Source organism: Lysinibacillus sp. LK3 (assembly GCF_001043675.1).
In the GTDB taxonomy this organism is placed as follows: Bacteria; Bacillota; Bacilli; order Bacillales_A; family Planococcaceae; genus Lysinibacillus; species Lysinibacillus capsici.
This window is the reverse complement of the sequence record NZ_LDUJ01000001.1, coordinates 96411-114602: the sequence shown is the minus strand read 5'-3', so window position 1 is coordinate 114602 and position 18192 is coordinate 96411. Positions and strand designations below refer to the sequence as shown.

Genomic DNA, 18192 nt, shown 5'->3' with positions numbered 1-18192 from the left:
TCTTATCCGTTAGTAGAAGCAATGGATGCCTCTACATGTGCATGTAAAGCTTGTTTGATATCACTTTGTAAAAAGGATGCCTGATTAATGATCTGTGATAGCTCTGTTTTTAAATGCACAATTTTCCCTTGGATGACGCTATTAAAGGTTGCGCCATTACGTCTGACACTTTCTTCTAGTGCCTTACCCATTAAAGACATTTGCCCACGTTGATAAGCTGTCCATTCTTTTTCTAAACGCAAGATTAATAAGCTTTTTTCTATAAGTGGTATATATTCACTGAAAGAATAAAGATCAAAAAATTGAGCAATTAACCCAGATTCTATCGTACTCATCGATGTATACCACTGTTCCATTGTTCGTTGTTTATTTTCATAAACCTTAATTTGATTTTCACATCGTGCCACAATACCTTGTGACAAGTTTCGAATCAATGCAACATTCCCTGACATTGCTAATATTTCATAATAACGACCACTATAAAAATCCCCAGCTAATACGGTAAGCTGCTGCTCTTTTGATGTTGCGTCTAATTCTTTTATATGATCGTGAGCCGCTAATGCTGCGTACACTATGCCAACAGTAATTGCAGCCTCTTGTTGCTCTTGTTGCCACTCTTCACCATTCAAAAACGGGATTAACAAATAAAACAGTTGATTTTCATCTAGCACAGGTACACCTGTGTATTTTTGCAAAGTTCTATGACGAACATCCATGAAAATCTCTGTTTTTAACTGTGCAATTGAATTTTGAATGTATGTTGCATTCATAGACCTTACTCCATTTCACTTTCAGATACGTTAGCCCTATACAAGGCCAAACGCTTGCTTACTGAGTCATTATAGCATACGCAACGATGCGGAATAAAAAAAATTTGCTTTCTTCATAGCACAGGCAGTAAAGCTCTCCCATAATTGAATGTTGGAATGCTAACTGCCCATAGACCTTATACTAAGTTTTTCACATCTAGTGTTTTTATATGTGCTGTAGAACGTTGAACAGCATTAAAACCTATCGTCAGAAACAAAATTTCTTATTTTTTCGCTTCGCTATTGATCACGCCATGTGCTGTATGAATTTGCGCTTTACCGCGTATTTTCATGGCAGACGTGTGTTCTGTAAATTGAGCAATCATTACTTCGCCGGCATCTAATTTCTCTGAATGATGGAATTTCGTATCAGTTCCACGTGTTAATCCAATGACATGTACACCATCTTCTTCTGCTTGAATAACAATATAATCTTGTGACATCTTTGTACACTCCTTAAATCCGACAAATTCTTAGTTCATCATAACATAATTAGACACGCAATTTAAGACATTTGAATAAATGATAGTACTTCTCTACGTTTCACTTCATCTTCCTCATAAATACCGCGTGCAACAGATGTCACCGTTTTAGAACCAGGTTTTTTTAATCCACGCATTGTCATACACATATGCTCAGCCTCGATCACAACATAAACACCTTTTGGCGAAAGCATCTCCATAATTGTGTCCGCTACTGAAGAGGTAATACGCTCTTGTAGTTGTGGTCTGCGAGCAATCGTCTCCACTGCACGTCCTAACTTACTCAGTCCAGCAACAACGCCGTCATTTGGTATGTATGCAACATGTGCTTTGCCATAGAAAGGTACTAGATGATGCTCACACATCGAATAAAAAGGTATATCTTTGACAAGCACTAGTTCTTCATGATCCTCATGAAATACCGTTTTAAAATAATCTTTAGCATCCTCATGCAAGCCGCTGAACATTTCGGCATACATTTTTGCTACACGCTTCGGCGTATCCAATAAACCTTCACGATTTACATCTTCACCTACCGCTTCTAAAATCATTTTTACCGCTTCTTCTATTTTTAATAAATCAATATTCGACATCAAAAAACCCTCCTGCATATCAAAACATTACACATTTCCCTATGCATCGTAGCACATCCAAAAGGTAAGCGCAAAATGACTTACCTGATTCATCAGAAATTCGCTTCTAGATAAGAAAATCACTGTATATTATTATGTAAAATTCAAATTTGAAGTTAAAAAGAGCAGCCTTCATGTTCGTTAACATGAAGACTGCTCTATGTAACTACTAGACGTGTATTATTTTACCGCGTCTTTAAGCGCTTTACCTGGTTTGAAAGCAGGCACCTTGCTAGCAGCGATTTCGATTTCTTTACCAGTTTGTGGGTTACGACCTTTACGAGCCGCACGTTCACGTACTTCAAAGTTACCAAAACCAATTAATTGTACTTTGTCACCCTTTGCAAGAGCATCTTGAATTGTATCAAATACAGCTTCAACTGCTTTAGAAGCGTCTTTTTTAGAAAGACCTGCAGCTTCAGCAACAGAGTTTACTAATTCTGTTTTATTCACACCATTCACCTCCTCTCAAAGGGTCATGAACCAATTCTGTAAAAAGAGTAACACATAGAAAACCGCTACGCAACTGTATTCATACATGATTATAACCAAAAAATCAGTTTTTCACCCAAAAAACAAAAATAAAAGGACTTTTCGCATAAAAACGAAAAGCCCTGCGTATATTTTTTGCATTTTTTCTGAATTTTATCACTATAAAATAAATGTTACTAAACCACGATCTCCTTCGTTAACCATTCGTTCAATCGTCTGACGCATACGTTTTTTGGCAGTAGATGGAACTGCATCCATTTTATAACGAATCCCCTCTTTTAATACTTCATGCAATGGTGTGCCAAATAATTGTGTATTCCATAAGGCATCACGATCATGTAAATAAGCATGATTTAAATCTTTTAGAAGTTGCTGACTATGGAACTCTGAGCCAATTAACGGTGCAAATTCTGACTCCATATCAACTCGGATAATATGATAGGATGGCGCTTTTGCCTTCATTCGTACGCCGAAGAAATTATTCTGTTTAATGAGCTCTGGGGCTGTTGGCTCAAATTCCTGCATCATTGGCAATGTCACGCCATAGCCTGTCGTATCAGCATCGTGAATAGCACTTTTAAAGCGTTTTTGGGCCTCTTTTGCCTCTGCCGCCTCTTTGATAAAGAGTAACCAATCTTTTTTCGTTTCAATTGGTTCTTCTAGCCATTCATTACAAACTGATTTATACAATTCACCCTGTAGGGATACCCGAATTACAGCTGTTCCTACACCTGCATCTACATGAACAACTTCACTTTGGTCAATAAAGTCAATGGCTTTAAAGGCATCTGACGCCTGTTGCACATCTCGAATTTTCATAACAGAAGAAAGGACTTCCTCCATCGAATCAATCAATGCAACATTTAATGGATGTGTAGCATCTAATACATCCAGCCAGTCTGGTTTTTCCACCTCAATGGTACGAATTGGGAATTCAAATAACGCCTCTTGTAAAATATATTGAATATCCGTTTCTCTCATTTGATCAATGGACATCGCAATAACAGGGACATTGTAACGTTCAAACAATTCATTGCGAAGCTGAACCGTTTCTTCTCTCGCAGGCATTTGGCAATTGAGTAAGATGACAAATGGTTTGCCGATGTCTTTTAATTGCTCTACAATTTCCTCTTCTGCCTTCTCTGCTGCTCGTCGACTGATTCCGTTCACTGTACCATCAGTCGTTACGACAATACCAATATTCGCATGATCGCGAATCACCTTATCTGTGCCAATTTTAGCGGCTTCCTGAAATGGAATTGGCTCCGTATGCCAAGGCGTATGAACAAATTTTGGTCCATTTTCATCCTCATAGCCTTTTGTCCCATCGATAATATAACCAACACAATCTGCTAATCGAATTTGGAATGGCATTTCATCTTCACCGACCACAATACGGGTTGCTTGGGCAGGCACAAACTTCGGCTCAGCAGTCATAATGACTGGCCCCGGAGAACTTTGTGGCAACTCATCTTGTGCTCGCATTCTTTCCGTTTCATCCACAATGTTTGGTAACACGACTGATTCCATTACCTTTTTTACAAATGTTGATTTACCTACACGTACTGGACCGACAACACCAATATAAACATCGCCATTTGTGCGCTCTGCAATTTCTCTAAATACTGCTTCACTCAAGGTTTCTGCCTCCTTTATCTACGCTTTTTCACTATATGCAAGCCTGTAGACAAATATGAAAAAGCCCCTCACAAATGTAAGGAGCTTGTTTGCTATTTCTCTTTTTTCTCGGCGGCTTCTGCCTCTTGTTTTTGTAATTCTTTCGCTTTTTTGACATCCGTATTATACGTTTTCATATCATAGATAGGCTCTCCATTCTCGTCCACTGTATATGGAATAGAATAGGCAGGCACCACTGGAAATTTGTCGACAAGCAGTTGGCGAATATCATCACCTGGCTTTACATTCGGCTTATCCTCTTTTAAAAGCTGGCCTAAATCCACAGCATAGTCTACATGTAATTCACCATCACCAGTCATGAAAAGCGGTAACTCGACGCCAGAATAGGGACTTTTTACAGTTACCTCTGTTTTATAACCCAAATCTTTATAGTTGATCTGATAAACATTATCTGAAATTGACCCTTTTATTGGTAAATACTGTGTAGATAGTTTACGAATACCTATTTCACGTATACGCTCTGCCGCGTTTAAATCTACTAATTTGACCGATGCCTCATTTTCAGGGTCCCAAATGATATATTGATATATACCACCTTTTTCATAGGCATTTCCAGGAATTGTCGTCAAATACTTCGGCATAAGTTTTTCAAAATCGATTAAATATTTGATATAGATATCCGTATCTAGCTCGCTATTTTTAATTGGTACTAGTCCACCTGTTGCTTCACGGTATTCATCCACAGCACGTTGAACTGCCGCTAGTTGATCGACATCAGGCGTGACCTTAGCCCTTTTTTCTTCTTCTGGGTACGCACATCCTACTAACAGTATGGCGGTTGCAAATACCAACAGCAAAGCACTTAGTTTTTTCATGTTACTGACACCTCATTATTATTTATGCTGGCCAAGTGGCAACTACAAGTACCATTAAAAATGTGCCAAGTCCAAACAGTATGTATGCACATAAATTTACGACTGTTCGTAAAAATACATTTGAAATCTTATTTCGTGCTAAATAAATTAAGCCGACTGATATAATCATAAATGCGATGCAATAAAACGACACCCACATTACATCAAGCGCAGGCATATGAGCTAACGGGCCCATTTCAAAAAACCACCTTTCTTTGAATGTCAAGACACAATCAAAGTATATTATACTATGTGCTTTTGCTAAAAAGAAATAGTTGTCCCATAACTATCAAGAAATGGACAACTCTTTTAGCTTGTATTTCTATTCAACTAGTGGCACACAATAAGGCGTCTCAACAGATTGGTTGAGACACCTTATTTATGTCCATTTAATGACAAGTCTAATCAAAAAATTAATATTAATGCTTCATATCGTCTATTTCTCGTTTTTTCATACGCATCATTAAGGCATCTACTGCCACTTTCGGTTCAACATCATTAAATAGCACACTATAGAGCACTGTGGAAATCGGCATGGCGACATCATATTTCTCTGCTAATTGATAGGCTGCCTTCGTGGTACGGACACCTTCTACGACCATGCCCATTTGATCCAGCACTTCTTGTAGCTTCATACCTTGCCCTAACATATTACCTGCACGCCAGTTTCGCGAGTGGACACTTGTACAGGTTACAATTAAGTCCCCCATACCTGTAAGTCCTGAGAACGTAAATGGATTACCACCCATTTTTACACCTAACCGTGAAATTTCTGCAAGACCTCGCGTAATAAGTGCCGCTTTTGCATTGTCTCCATAATTTAAGCCATCAGTAATACCTGCCGCTAAAGCGATAACGTTTTTCAAAGCTCCTCCTATTTCTACACCAATGATATCCTCATTTGTATAGACGCGGAAGAACTGATTCATAAATAAATCCTGTACCTTTTCAGCAGCATCAATATTAGCACAAGCTGCAGTAACCGTTGTAGGATGATGCAGTACCACTTCTTCTGCATGACTTGGCCCAGAAAGAACAACAATTTCTTCCACATACATTGCTGGTAAGCTTTCTGCTAAAATCTCAGATATTCGTTTTAATGAGTCAGGCTCAATTCCTTTCGAAACATGGACAAACAACACTTTTTTTGTTAATTCAGCCGTTAGTTTCTCGCATACTTCACGAATCGCTTTTGTTGGAACAGCCACAACAATGGTTTCTGCATGAGTAGCTACCTGTGCCATATCACTCGTCGCATGTAAATTTACAGGTAGAATGGTTTCTGGTAAATATTTTTTATTCGTATGCAGTTGATTGATTTCTTCTGCCTGCTCAGCTCTATGTGTCCATACAAGCGTATCATGTCCATTTTCCGCTAGTACCATTGCCAGTGCAGTACCCCATGAGCCTGCCCCTAACACACAAACTTTTTCCATAACAAAATCCTCCCTTTGTTGGGTTGTCTATTAAGTAAGTTCTTTCTTGTAAAAAGACGCCACCCAACAATAATGTCGGGTTGGCGTATTGTATGTCTATAGCTATTGCCTTAAGCACGCGCACGTGTAATTAAACGAATTGGCGTCCCTTCAAAGTCAAATGTTTCGCGGATGCGATTTTCTAAGAAGCGTTCATATGAGAAATGCATAAGCTCAGGTTCATTCACAAAAATAACGAATGTTGGTGGCTTAATCGCTACCTGAGTAGCATAGTAAATACGTAAACGACGACCTTTATCTGTCGGTGCTGGATTACGAGCCACTGAGTCCTCAATCACTTCATTTAAAATAGAGGACTGAATACGCATCGCATGATTCTCGCTGACACGTTGGATAATCGGTAAAATTTGATGCACACGCTGTTTTGTATTCGCCGATACAAAAATAATTGGGGCATAATCTAAAAATAGGAAATGCTCACGAATTTGCTGTGTAAAGACATTCATTGTTTTTTCATCTTTTTCAATGGCATCCCATTTATTCACAACAATGATCACAGCTTTTCCAGCCTCATGTGCATAGCCAGCGATTTTTTTATCTTGCTCCTGAATACCTTCTTCTGCATTCAGCACTACTAAAACAACGTCTGAGCGTTCAATAGCACGTAGCGCACGTAACACAGAATATTTCTCGGTTGTTTCATAGATCTTTCCTTTTTTACGCATACCCGCCGTATCAATAATGACATATTCCTGTCCATCATATGCATAAGGCGTATCAATCGCATCACGTGTTGTCCCTGCAATATTACTAACAATAACACGTTCCTGCCCTAGGAAAGCATTCACTAAAGAGGATTTCCCAACATTCGGGCGACCAATTAAAGAGAATTTAATGACATCATCACCGTATTGTTCTTCATCTTCTTTCGGGAAATGTTTCGCACATTCGTCCAATAAATCCCCTAAACCTAAACCGTGGGAACCTGAAATAGGCCAAGGTTCACCGAAGCCAAGTGCATAAAAATCATAAATCATTTCACGCATATCAGGATTATCAATTTTATTGACCGCTAATACGACTGGTTTTTTTGTTTTGTATAGAATTTTAGCAACTTGCTCATCTGCTGCCGTTACCCCTTCACGACCATTTGTCATGAAAATAATAACGTCTGCTTCATCAATAGCGATTTCAGCTTGTTGACGAATTTGTTCTAAAAACGGCTCGTCTCCAATTTCAATGCCACCTGTATCAATAATATTAAAATCGTGTGTTAACCACTCTGCCGAACTATAAATACGGTCACGTGTTACGCCTGGGATATCCTCCACAATTGAAACACGTTCTCCAACGATACGATTAAAAATCGTCGACTTACCTACGTTCGGACGACCTACGATGGCTACTACTGGTTTCGTCATCTGTACTTCATCCTTCCAACTTCTTGTCTTTCGCTATTATACACGAAAAATGCCATTATATCATATCATATCCATAATGTAGAACGCTATGTATGGTGATAAAAGGTGTTACCTCATTTTTTTAAGCAAACTATCCGAGTTATTTAGGTTTTATTGCCTTTTTAATTGCTATCCTTTATTTTGAGAATCTTATCCGCTACTTTTAGAGTTTTATCCTTCAATTCAAAGATTTTATCCTCTTCTTATTTGCTATCCTTCACTTCTGAAATCTTATCCGCTACTTTTAAAGTTGTATCCTTCAATTCAAAGATTTTATCCACTCCTCAATCGCTATCCTTCACTTTCAAAATCCTATCAACCATAAAAATAGCGAGGATACAATTATGCATCCTCGCTTTATACATTATTTAAAGTTTTTTAGTTTATCGCCAATCACATCACCGAATGAGAAGCCTGTATTCTCTTCAGGTAATTCATAGTCGATTACTTCTTCTGCTTCAGGATTTTCTAATAATTCTTTAATGCTAAGGGCTAGACGGCCTTCGTCAGCGTTGACATCAAGAACCTTTACCTGTACTTCTTGTCCCTCTTTTAGTGCTTCATGAGGCGTGTTAATGTGCTTATGCGCAATTTGCGATATATGCACTAAACCTTCAACGCCTGGGAATACTTCCACAAATGCGCCAAATGAAGTAAGTCGCTTCACTCTACCGTCTAAAATAGTGCCTTTAGCGGCACGTTCTTCAATATTAGACCATGGTCCAGGAATTGTTTCCTTAATAGATAAAGAAATACGTTCATTTTCTGGGTCCACTGATAGAACTTTTACTTTTACATCTTGTCCTTCAGCTAAAACCTCACTCACATCACTCACATGCTCATGTGATACTTGCGAGATGTGTACAAGACCATCAATACCACCTAGGTCGATAAATGCACCAAATGACGCGAGACGCTGTACTTTACCATCCAATACATCGCCAGCTTTTATTTGATTAATCACATTTTTCTTTTGTGAAGCTTTCTCTGCTTCAACCACTGCTCGGTGAGATAAAATAAGGCGATTCTTATCCTTATCAAGCTCAACAATTTTAAAGCTTAATGTTTGCCCTTTATAGCCTTCAAAATCATCAACAAAATAGTCCTCTACAAGCGATGCTGGTACAAAGCCACGTACACCTAAATCTACGACAAGACCACCTTTAACAATATCCTTTACTTCCGCTTCAAAGATTTCCTCAGCGGCAAATTGCTGCTCCAGTGTATCCCATGCTTTTAGAGCATCCACTTTACGTTTTGATAGGACAAAGTTTTCTTCTTCAACCTTTGTAATCATCAATTCTAATTCATCTCCAACTGAGATGACATCAGACGCTTTCTCAATGTGTAAGCTTGATAATTCACTAATCGGTACAATACCATCAAACGGAGCACCTGGAATTGATACAGATACTGCCTTTTCATCAACTTGCGCGGCAATGCCTTTGACGATATCACCCTCGTTAAACGTTTGTTCTGCATAGTTCATTTCTTCAGACATATGTAACCCTCCTTCGCATCTTCCCTTACTATTTTATTCGATATTGAAGACAAAGACAAAAATAAATCCTTTAAATTCTAAAAATGTCTGAAATTTTAGGATTTATAGCATTTTTTCTTCTGCTAATTTTAAAATAGCTTGTGCTGCATCATCAATGGACAATGCTGTTGTATCTAAAAAAATCGCATCTTCAGCTTGAATCAGTGGCGATGCTTCACGCTCACTATCCTTTTTATCACGTAGCGCTATTTCTTCCTGAAGTTTTTCAAGAGAGGACTCAATTCCTCTTTTTTGATTATCAATCAAGCGTCGTCTAGCACGCTCCTCTACTGTTGCAGACATGAAAACCTTTAGTTCTGCATCCTTTAAGACATGTGTAGCAATATCGCGGCCATCCATGACAACACCGCCATTAGCTGCAAGTTTTTGCTGTTGAGCAACTAATAGCTCACGAACCTTCGCATGGGCAGCTACTTGTGAGACTGATGAAGTGACCTCATTAGAGCGTATTTCCGCTGACACATTGTGACCATCTAAAAAAACAAGCTGTCCCTGAGGTGATGGTTTTAATTCAATTGTGCTTACTTCAAGCATCTCTGCTAATTTTGCTTCATCATCTAAATGTATGTTTTGTTGCATCGCTTTATACGTAACCGCTCGATACATTGCCCCTGTGTCAATGTAAGTAAAGCCAAGTGCTTCAGCAACAATTTTTGCGATTGTACTTTTGCCAGCACCAGCAGGCCCGTCTATCGCAATTTGAATGTTTTTCTTCATATTCTTCCCTACTTTCTGCACCTCTTATTGTATCATATAACCTCAAAAAAGCCCTCTACTAGGAGAGGGCTTCATCAAAATATTCATAAAGGATATTAAACATTAAAAGGGTTCATTTCTTTACGACGATTGACTAATTGACGTTCAAAGCAAAAACGGACAATATGCTGTTGATCGACGTCATCTGTATCTGTTAGTTGGATTGTTGCAATGCGTTTATCCTCTTTTTCAAAAATACGTACGATCAGCGCTTCCGTAATGACATACTTGACATCTCCATTGGCAAATGGCAATACAATAGTTAGTTTTACTTCATCACCCTCAGTAAAAGCTACTTGACCTTTCAACATGACTGCTAGGCCTCCTGCACTAATATCCACAGTCACAAGCTGATATTTATAATCTTTCAACTGAATAGCAACGTCTACTTGTGTCTCCACACGAACGTATTCTCGTCGCTGAATTTTTATAAACTCCTCTCGTGTTGGACAATGCAACATAATCATTGGGATATTACCTGCTTTACGGCCAACTACCTCTGTATTAAAGGCAAAGGATTGCTTATCCTCGGTACGAAAAGTTGCTCTAAATTCTGAGCCATCTATTAAAAATGCCGTTTTCTTTGTTACCATATTAACCGGATAATCAATATATAGAATATTATCTTTTTGCTCTACAACTTTACAGCGGAATTTCTCCAAACGCTCTGTATAAGTTGGTTCAAGTTGTAATTGTGTACCAATTTTTATTTCCATGAGCATCTCCCCGTGCGAAAAATATAGTTTAATTATCTCATGAGAAGCTTATTTTGGCTATAAAAATTGGTAGTATTTTCATGTCAAGTTGATACAGAGCGGAAGCATCATTGATTAAGTTAGATATTCCACTTTTAATACATTATGGTTTTCCGCATCAATAACAATTCTAAATGTTTCCTGTGTATTACCATCACGCAATGCAATGACCTCATAGCAAAGACGTTGCTCAAATTGTCCATTATCTGTGTAGATATTTTTTACCTCTTGTACTTGGATATCGTCTTGGAAGAACGTTTTCCAATCAATCGGCTTAGCTGTTTGCTTTTTAATATTTTCTTCTTGAATATATTCCATTGCATTTGCACCTAACAGCTCACCTGTATCTTTCGCCACTTTCAATTGAACACCATCAGCGTAGATTAACGCATTATCTCCAGGATGGACACGAGCAAATGTCACATGCCAAGCTTGATGATTTTCTCGTGATTCCACATAGGCTACATCTTTCATGCCTAATTTCTTCACATATTCCTGCGCTTTTTTCATGATTTCCTCTTGTGATAACTTGGCTTCATCCACAGGACGTTCTACTAAATAGGATAATAAATGTCCACCCTTTTCTGTTAAATCAACATAGCCTAATCGAATCCCTTGGTGGAATTGGATATGATAAAAAGGATATGGTGCTGTATCACTACTTTTTGTAACTGTAAATGTAGCATCTTTAATGACTGGGAATAAGTACTTCACTTTCTCTAGTGCTTCTTTTTCGGTAATAACTGCATCCTGTAATGCCTTTAACTCAATTTTTTTCTGCCAATCAGATTCAGATAAAGTTAACGGGAAATCCTTTTCGCCGTAGCCCTTTAATGTATCTTTTACAGTATCAAATTGGCTATTTGGATTTTTATTATCTACTTGCTGTAGCCAAACATCCATTTTCCCATCATGTTTATAGAAATCGACGGTTGCAGCTGTCCATTCATCGGAAAGAGATTGTAAATTCGTTGAAACCTGGGGCATTTTTTCACGCCAAGCTTCATAATCCCCTGTTTTCGCTGTCCTTTTTGCTTCATCGCCAAGTCGCCCTAGATAGTTCATCCATTCACTTGATAGTTCTTGTCCTATTGGAATATTCGCAATTGAAGAACGAACTTCTGAGCTTAAACGCCAAACCGAATCTAGTTCATTGTGAATCGCCTGCTCGTCTTGAAACAACAGGGATTGTGATACTGAGCGTTGAAGATGGGAAAGTTTTTCAGATGCATCCGTTAACTTATCTGTATATTGTGCTAGCACGGTACGTTGTAAATCTTCTTTATCTCCATGTAAATCAATGCTGTATGCCCCTAACCCAATAACGGCAATCGTTAAGACCACGAGCCAAGTTTTCATCTAGGTTCCTCCTTTCTATGAACAGAAAATATGCTCTCCAATTTGTTTGATTTGTGGACGTGACCAAATCCATTTGCTCGTTGCAGTTTTTGGATTGAAATAATACAATGCATTTTCAGAAGGGTCCCAGCCGTTCATGGCATCAATAACCGCTTCTTTCGCTCGCTCATTTGGCTCAAGCCAAATTTGCCCATCTGCAACGGCCGTAAATGCTAACGGTTGGAAAATGATACCTGAAATAGTATTCGGGAAATCTGGGCTTTCCAAACGATTTAAAATAACTGCGGCAACCGCTACTTGTCCTTCATATGGTTCTCCCCTTGCCTCTCCATATACCGCATTCGCCATTAGCTGTAAATCACGCTCTGTATATTTGGGAGGAACTTGTGTCTGTGTTCCATTATTATTACTACTTCCACTACTATTGCTACTGCCACCACTAGTATTCTTTTTCACTTGCTGATCAAGTGGCTGCCCACCATAATAAGTAAATTGATTTCCTGCATTTAATTGAGCTTTCACCCATTTTTCGTCATAATCTGAATTGCCCGTTAACGCTTTCTTTGTCTTAGCGCCTGCAATTCCGTCTACTGGTAACCCATAATTTTCTTGGAAATTACGTAAAGCCCAGTATGTGTTGTAGCCAAATTTGCCATCAATTTTACTCTTATAAAAACCTAAGTATTGTAGCCTCGCTTGCAATTCAACGACATCATCTCCATAGGCACCCCGAGTAATTTGCTGATCGCTAAATGCATTCGCATCATTTTGAGGAATCGCAATTATACTAATTCCTAATATTAAAGCAAAAAGTATGCTTACTAAACGCACTTTTATCACTCCTTTTTTTTATAGCTTGAAACAAAAGGAGTATTTTATACATGATAAAAATGAAATAAAGCGTAGAAATCTTTGACGATTTCTACGCTTTATATTTTCTTTTGCATATGAAGATGCTGCACCAGATGATAATGTGCAAGCTTCACTTTACGCAAGCCAAACCACCATAAAAACAACATAAAAGGAATCATTAAATAAACCCAGTGACCTTTGAATGATAATATTGTATTGTATAGAATGTGAAGTACGACTGGTGCACAAAGCGCCATAGCAATCATCTCTTTTGTCTTAACAAGTTTCGAAAACTTAGCCCGTCCATAATAATAGCCCATTACGACACCGAACAAAGCATGACTCGATACTGGTAATAAGGCTCGCATAAATGCCGTGTCTAAGCCAAATGAAAGTAAATAAAGAACATTTTCAATCGTAGCAAAGCCAAGTGAAATGCTTGCCCCGTACAATATACCATCGTAAGGGTCATCAAATTCTATATGATTATAGATGGCAATTAATAGCACAAACCATTTAAAAAATTCTTCAATGACACTTGAAAATAGTACGTCTTGAAGATAAAGATATCGAAAAACCCCTTCCTCTGTTAATACATACTGTAAAAACATGATTGGGAACGTTAAAAATGCGCCGTATAAAAACGTTTGTAGTAAAGTTCTTCTTGGCTCCGTAGCCATCTGATTGCGCAAATAGAAATAACTAAAAAGCGCTAGACCGGGAGCAATGGCAGCAGATAATAAAATGATCATGATGCCGGCTCCTTTCAACAATAGACTGCTATTATTATACCATGTAATGACAAAAAAACTTTTTAAAAGGAGATTTATTTTTTATGAAAAAAACAATTTTATTAATTCATACTGGCGGCACAATCTCCATGGCGATGAGTGCTGAAGGAGCGGTCATGCCTAATAAGGAAAATCCTCTAATGAAGGAAAGTAATAAACTGGCTTCACTAGCAAGCATTATCGAAATAGAAGCTTTTAACCTTCCTTCTCCACATATTACACCGAAAGAGATGCTTTTATTGCGTAACTTGATTTTGGAACAAATTGACGCACAGCCAATTGACGGTGTGGTCATCACACACGGTACGGATACATTGGAAGAAACCGCCTATTTCTTAGAGCTAACTACGAACTTAGCCATTCCGATTGTGCTAACAGGAGCAATGCGTTCATCTAACGAACTTGGAGCAGATGGGATTTATAATTTAGTAGAAGCAGTCCGAGTAGCTGTTGATGAAGAAGCACGTGATAAAGGTGTGCTTGTTGTGATGAATGATGAGGTTCATCTTGCTGTAAATACAACAAAAACAAGCACAAGTTCAGTAAATACTTTCCAATCTCCACAATATGGACCGATTGGCCTTATTACAAAATCCCGAATCTTATTCCATCACGCACCAATTCGTCGACAATATGTAGATGTTAACAATTTACCTAAGCGTGTCGCAATGCTAAAAGTGTACGCTGGAATGGAAGAAGATTTATTGGATGTCGTGCTTGCATGTAAATATGATGGTGTTGTGCTAGAAGGACTAGGTCAAGGGAATGTCCCGCCATCTGTTGTAAAGGGAATTGAAAGCCTTATACAACGAGACATCCCAGTTGTACTTGTTTCCCGCTGCTTTAATGGAATTGCAGAAGGTGTTTATGGCTATATGGGCGGCGGTAAAATGCTAGAAGACTTAGGCGCCATATTCGCCACAGGTATTAATGGTCAAAAGGCACGCTTAAAATTATTAATAGGCCTTAACACAACTGGCTCGCCTTTAAATTTAAAGGACTTTTTCTTGTAACGCTAAAGTCTCGATCACCTGTTCATAATAGCCCAGTATTTCGCTAAGTCGAGCCAAAGCTTCATCAAAATCTGGCTGTATCACAGAAAATTGAATGAAATTCTTTTGGCGTAAATACTGGCTTTCACCATGAACGAATAGCCCGTTTAATGCTAAATCAATAAGTAGGTTGGCATAATTATTAGGCAATTGAACCGTTATCAACATCGGATATTGAGTAGTTGGATATTGAAATTGCATGATTGGTAGCTGCAGCAGTGATTGAAAGCGTTGCTGTAGCTGCTCATAACGTGCTGGATAGGCTTGCAATGCAGTCTCCACATTGCTCAGTAATACAGCAGGTAATGTAAATGGTATGACACCTTGCTGATAATTTGCTAAATCAAGATAAGCGGGTAGATCGGCAGATGGGGGTGCAAGTGATTGCGAAAATACAAATGCTAGCCCACTTAACGCACCAATGGCCTTACCACTCACAGCCGTAACTAAATAGCAGTCCTGTAAAGAGAACGGCATGGCACCGAACGAACTAATACAATCTATACATAACTTTACATTGTATTGTTTAGCAAGCTTTTTAAGAATATCTAAGTTATTACAAGTTCCCGTGGAAGTCTCACCATGTACTGCCAACATCCACTGATAAGACCCCGTCTCAAGCTGTGAAGCCAGTTCTTTGTCATCAAATACTGTTCCCCATTCTTTTTCTACCACATCATAATGTAATGACCAACGAGCGGCTTGCTTCTGTAAACGTTCACCGAATTCTCCATTTGTGAGAATAAGCCCTTTTCCTAATTGCTGTGCCTTTAGTTGTGCAAGCATTACTTCATTTGCTAGCGTTCCCGTTCCTACGATTACACCAACATGATTGGACTTCGATAAATGCAGTAACCTCTTCTGCACTCGTTCATAAAGCGCATAAAAAGGTAATGAACGATGTGATAAATCTGAATGAGCAATTGTCTCTAATTGCCTCACCGGCCCAGGATAAAATGTAGAGGGTTCCGTCGTTAGTCTATGTTGTAATGATTGTTCAAATTCATGTCTAGTGAGCACCATCGGTAAAAACATCGCACCCTCTTCCCCGACAGCTGGTGCAAACTGCTTAAAACCCATCTGCTTATATAGTTTTTCCTCTCTCGTTGTACCTGAAATCACTGCAGCAGAATAGCCTTTTTCGTAGGCAAATGTAGTTAAGGCCTGAGTAAGCTTCAATAGAACTCGACCCGTTCGATAACCCTTCTTCACGGAAAGCAAACGAATTTCACAAAGCTTCTCACAATTTTCCTTCGATAAATACTGCTCGACCTTACCAATCTTTTCATCAATAGAAAATGGTCGTTGATCTCTAAACGCCACCATGCCAATTAATTCTGTTTGCTTATAAACAACGACATAGGTATTCTCCTGATGAAATCGATCTACTTTTTTTCGCGATGCATTTACCTCATGCTGAGGAATTTCTTCTACAAATGTTTCATAATTCAATCGAGCAATCGCCTCAAATTCTTCATTTGTCTTGGCAATTTTACACCAATACATTTCCTTCACTTCCCTCTTTTCAATGATTCCTGAATATTAGACATATGCTTAATAAGCATACACACGATTGCCATGATTAAAAGTCCATATGGCTCTAATTTCCCTGCTTGTATAATTGCGGCTATATAAAAAGCAAAGCCCCCAACCATGCCAAGTGTCAGACTTCTAGTAAATGCAGATATAAGTGCTGTACCAATAATCATCCATAAAAAAAGACTTGGCGATAAGGCGAGACCCACACCAATAAAAGTAGCTACACCTTTCCCTCCATTCCATTTCAGCCAAATCGGAAATAGATGCCCTATTATCACCCATGCAGCTCCGCCAATAAGGACCCATTCATCCAATTGCCACATGCGTCCTAATCCGACAACAAGTACACCTTTTAATGTATCGCCAAGAAGAGTCAAAATAAACGCTGTTTTCCCAATCACACTTCCCGCATTACGCGCGCCTAAATTTTTACTACGCTCTTCCTGCAAATTTACACCGTATATCTTACCAACGAAATAAGCCGTCAAGATGTTTCCTATTAAATAACTCAAGAGCCAATACAAGCCAATCATTGAGCTGCCTCCTTGCTAAAAAGGCTGTATAAGCTACATGCCTATACAGCCTCGATCGTTATTTTTTTCTCTGCTCAATAGTTCGAGCGATACATTCGCCATGGAAACGACCATTTTCAATAAAAATTTCATTGGCATTATTTCCTGCTGCAATAACACCTGCAATGAATAGTCCTTCAACATTGGTTTCCATCGTTTCAGGCGTAACATAAGGACGACCCGTTTCTTCCTCTATGTCCACTCCCATCGCTTTAATAAAGGAGTGATCAGGATGATAGCCAGTCATAGCAAAAACGAAATCATTTTTTACTATTTTCTCTTGGCCCTCTACTTCTAAAACAACTTCGTGCTCACGTATTTCCAATACATTTGTATTAAAAAGCATGTCAACTTCTCCAGTTTTGACTACCCCTTCAAATTCGGGTAATACCCATGGCTTGATGCTTGGAGAGTATTCGCTGCCACGATAGGCTACGGTTACACGAGCCCCGGCTTTATTTAATTCTAACGCGGCATCTATCGCTGAATTTTTGCCGCCTATAACTAGAACATCCGTATCAAAAAATTCATGGCCCTCTTTAAAATAATGGAAAACTTTAGGTAACTGCTCACCATGGATATTTAAATAATTCGGATGATCATAATAACCTGTTGCAATGACAACATAGGGCGTTTCATATATTTCCTTATCGGAGGTAACCGTGAACAAATCATTATTTTTTACAACACTTTGTACTTTTTCGAAGCGATTAACTTGTATATTTTTTAAACGGACGACCTCTCGATAGTAGACAAGGGCTTGATTGCGTTTCGGCTTACGTCCTTCAATAATAAATGGTACATCACCAATAGCTAACCGTTCACTCGTACTAAAAAATGTTTGATGTGTAGGGTAATGATAGATGGCATTGACGATATTTCCTTTTTCAATCACAATAGGTTGTAAACCAATATTTTGCAAAGCTATTGCTGCTGCTAAGCCGCATGGGCCTCCTCCAACAATAATTGCATCTGCTTGCTGCATTTCTTGACACTCCAATCGAATTTGAACAGCAAAAATTGCTGCTCCATGCTTTCACATTATCATAGAATAGACGATACCTTTTTATTATACGCCTTCTCACACGATTT

19 protein-coding genes are annotated in these 18192 nt (G+C 38.6%); 1 reads left to right on the top strand and 18 read right to left on the bottom strand.

Going from position 1 to position 18192, the window contains the following annotated elements; translation table 11 throughout:
• Positions 1-2: 2 nt before the first annotated feature.
• From VK91_RS00545 to prsW, 15 genes are all read right to left on the bottom strand, one after another.
• Positions 3-770, bottom strand: a complete 768-nt coding sequence (locus VK91_RS00545; protein ID WP_048389813.1) for a heptaprenyl diphosphate synthase component 1 — start codon at positions 768-770, stop codon at positions 3-5.
• 263 nt (positions 771-1033) lie between these two features.
• Positions 1034-1252 (bottom strand): trp RNA-binding attenuation protein MtrB, encoded by a 219-nt coding sequence (mtrB, locus tag VK91_RS00540; RefSeq protein ID WP_004232621.1) that lies wholly within the window; start codon positions 1250-1252, stop codon positions 1034-1036.
• A gap of 62 nt (positions 1253-1314) precedes the next feature.
• Complete coding sequence (gene folE / locus VK91_RS00535) at positions 1315-1884, bottom strand: GTP cyclohydrolase I FolE (RefSeq protein ID WP_009370809.1); 570 nt, start codon at positions 1882-1884, stop codon at positions 1315-1317.
• 219 nt (positions 1885-2103) lie between these two features.
• Complete coding sequence (locus VK91_RS00530) at positions 2104-2376, bottom strand: HU family DNA-binding protein (RefSeq protein WP_004232618.1); 273 nt, start codon at positions 2374-2376, stop codon at positions 2104-2106.
• Between the two features lie 198 nt (positions 2377-2574).
• Entirely contained in the window at positions 2575-4053 is a 1479-nt protein-coding gene (gene spoIVA, locus VK91_RS00525) for a stage IV sporulation protein A (protein WP_048389809.1), read from the bottom strand.
• A 92-nt stretch (positions 4054-4145) separates the two neighbouring features.
• Entirely contained in the window at positions 4146-4928 is a 783-nt protein-coding gene (locus VK91_RS00520; protein WP_048389808.1) for a hypothetical protein, read from the bottom strand.
• Positions 4929-4950: 22 nt separating this feature from the next.
• Positions 4951-5163: a DUF2768 domain-containing protein gene (locus VK91_RS00515; RefSeq protein ID WP_004232605.1), complete on the bottom strand. Its 213-nt coding sequence runs from the start codon at positions 5161-5163 to the stop codon at positions 4951-4953.
• A gap of 223 nt (positions 5164-5386) precedes the next feature.
• A complete protein-coding gene (locus VK91_RS00510) occupies positions 5387-6403 on the bottom strand; it encodes an NAD(P)H-dependent glycerol-3-phosphate dehydrogenase (RefSeq protein WP_048389806.1) in 1017 nt (338 codons plus the stop codon).
• 110 nt (positions 6404-6513) lie between these two features.
• Entirely contained in the window at positions 6514-7824 is a 1311-nt protein-coding gene (gene der / locus VK91_RS00505; protein ID WP_004232601.1) for a ribosome biogenesis GTPase Der, read from the bottom strand.
• A gap of 403 nt (positions 7825-8227) precedes the next feature.
• Positions 8228-9364 carry a 30S ribosomal protein S1 gene (gene rpsA, locus VK91_RS00500; protein ID WP_048389803.1) on the bottom strand — a complete coding sequence of 379 codons (1137 nt, stop codon included), beginning with the start codon at positions 9362-9364 and terminating at the stop codon, positions 8228-8230.
• 102 nt (positions 9365-9466) lie between these two features.
• A complete protein-coding gene (gene cmk / locus VK91_RS00495) occupies positions 9467-10141 on the bottom strand; it encodes a (d)CMP kinase (RefSeq protein ID WP_048389802.1) in 675 nt (224 codons plus the stop codon).
• A gap of 95 nt (positions 10142-10236) precedes the next feature.
• Entirely contained in the window at positions 10237-10896 is a 660-nt protein-coding gene (locus VK91_RS00490) for a flagellar brake protein (RefSeq protein WP_048389801.1), read from the bottom strand.
• Between the two features lie 114 nt (positions 10897-11010).
• On the bottom strand, positions 11011-12294 hold the full coding sequence (locus tag VK91_RS00485) for a PepSY1/2 domain-containing protein (protein ID WP_048389800.1): 1284 nt from the start codon (positions 12292-12294) through the stop codon (positions 11011-11013).
• A 15-nt stretch (positions 12295-12309) separates the two neighbouring features.
• On the bottom strand, positions 12310-13125 hold the full coding sequence (gene sleB, locus VK91_RS00480) for a spore cortex-lytic enzyme (protein WP_048389795.1): 816 nt from the start codon (positions 13123-13125) through the stop codon (positions 12310-12312).
• A 98-nt stretch (positions 13126-13223) separates the two neighbouring features.
• Positions 13224-13898, bottom strand: coding sequence for a glutamic-type intramembrane protease PrsW (prsW, locus tag VK91_RS00475; protein WP_004232588.1), 675 nt, complete (start codon positions 13896-13898; stop codon positions 13224-13226).
• 83 nt (positions 13899-13981) lie between these two features.
• Between prsW and VK91_RS00470 the strand changes: the two genes are divergently transcribed.
• Positions 13982-14950 carry an asparaginase gene (locus VK91_RS00470; RefSeq protein ID WP_048389794.1) on the top strand — a complete coding sequence of 323 codons (969 nt, stop codon included), beginning with the start codon at positions 13982-13984 and terminating at the stop codon, positions 14948-14950.
• Here the strand turns inward: VK91_RS00470 and VK91_RS00465 are convergent.
• Genes VK91_RS00465 through VK91_RS00455 form a run of 3 tightly spaced genes read right to left on the bottom strand, consistent with a single transcriptional unit; the run spans position 14930 to position 18085 of the window.
• The gene (locus VK91_RS00465) at positions 14930-16495 is read right to left on the bottom strand and encodes an aminotransferase class V-fold PLP-dependent enzyme (RefSeq protein ID WP_048389793.1); all 1566 of its coding nucleotides are present in this window, start codon (positions 16493-16495) and stop codon (positions 14930-14932) included. The two genes, VK91_RS00470 and VK91_RS00465, sit on opposite strands and share 21 nt — an antisense overlap.
• A gap of 5 nt (positions 16496-16500) precedes the next feature.
• The gene (locus tag VK91_RS00460) at positions 16501-17061 is read right to left on the bottom strand and encodes a glycerol-3-phosphate acyltransferase (protein ID WP_048389792.1); all 561 of its coding nucleotides are present in this window, start codon (positions 17059-17061) and stop codon (positions 16501-16503) included.
• Positions 17062-17119: 58 nt separating this feature from the next.
• Entirely contained in the window at positions 17120-18085 is a 966-nt protein-coding gene (locus VK91_RS00455) for a YpdA family putative bacillithiol disulfide reductase (RefSeq protein WP_048389790.1), read from the bottom strand.
• Positions 18086-18192: the final 107 nt, after the last annotated feature.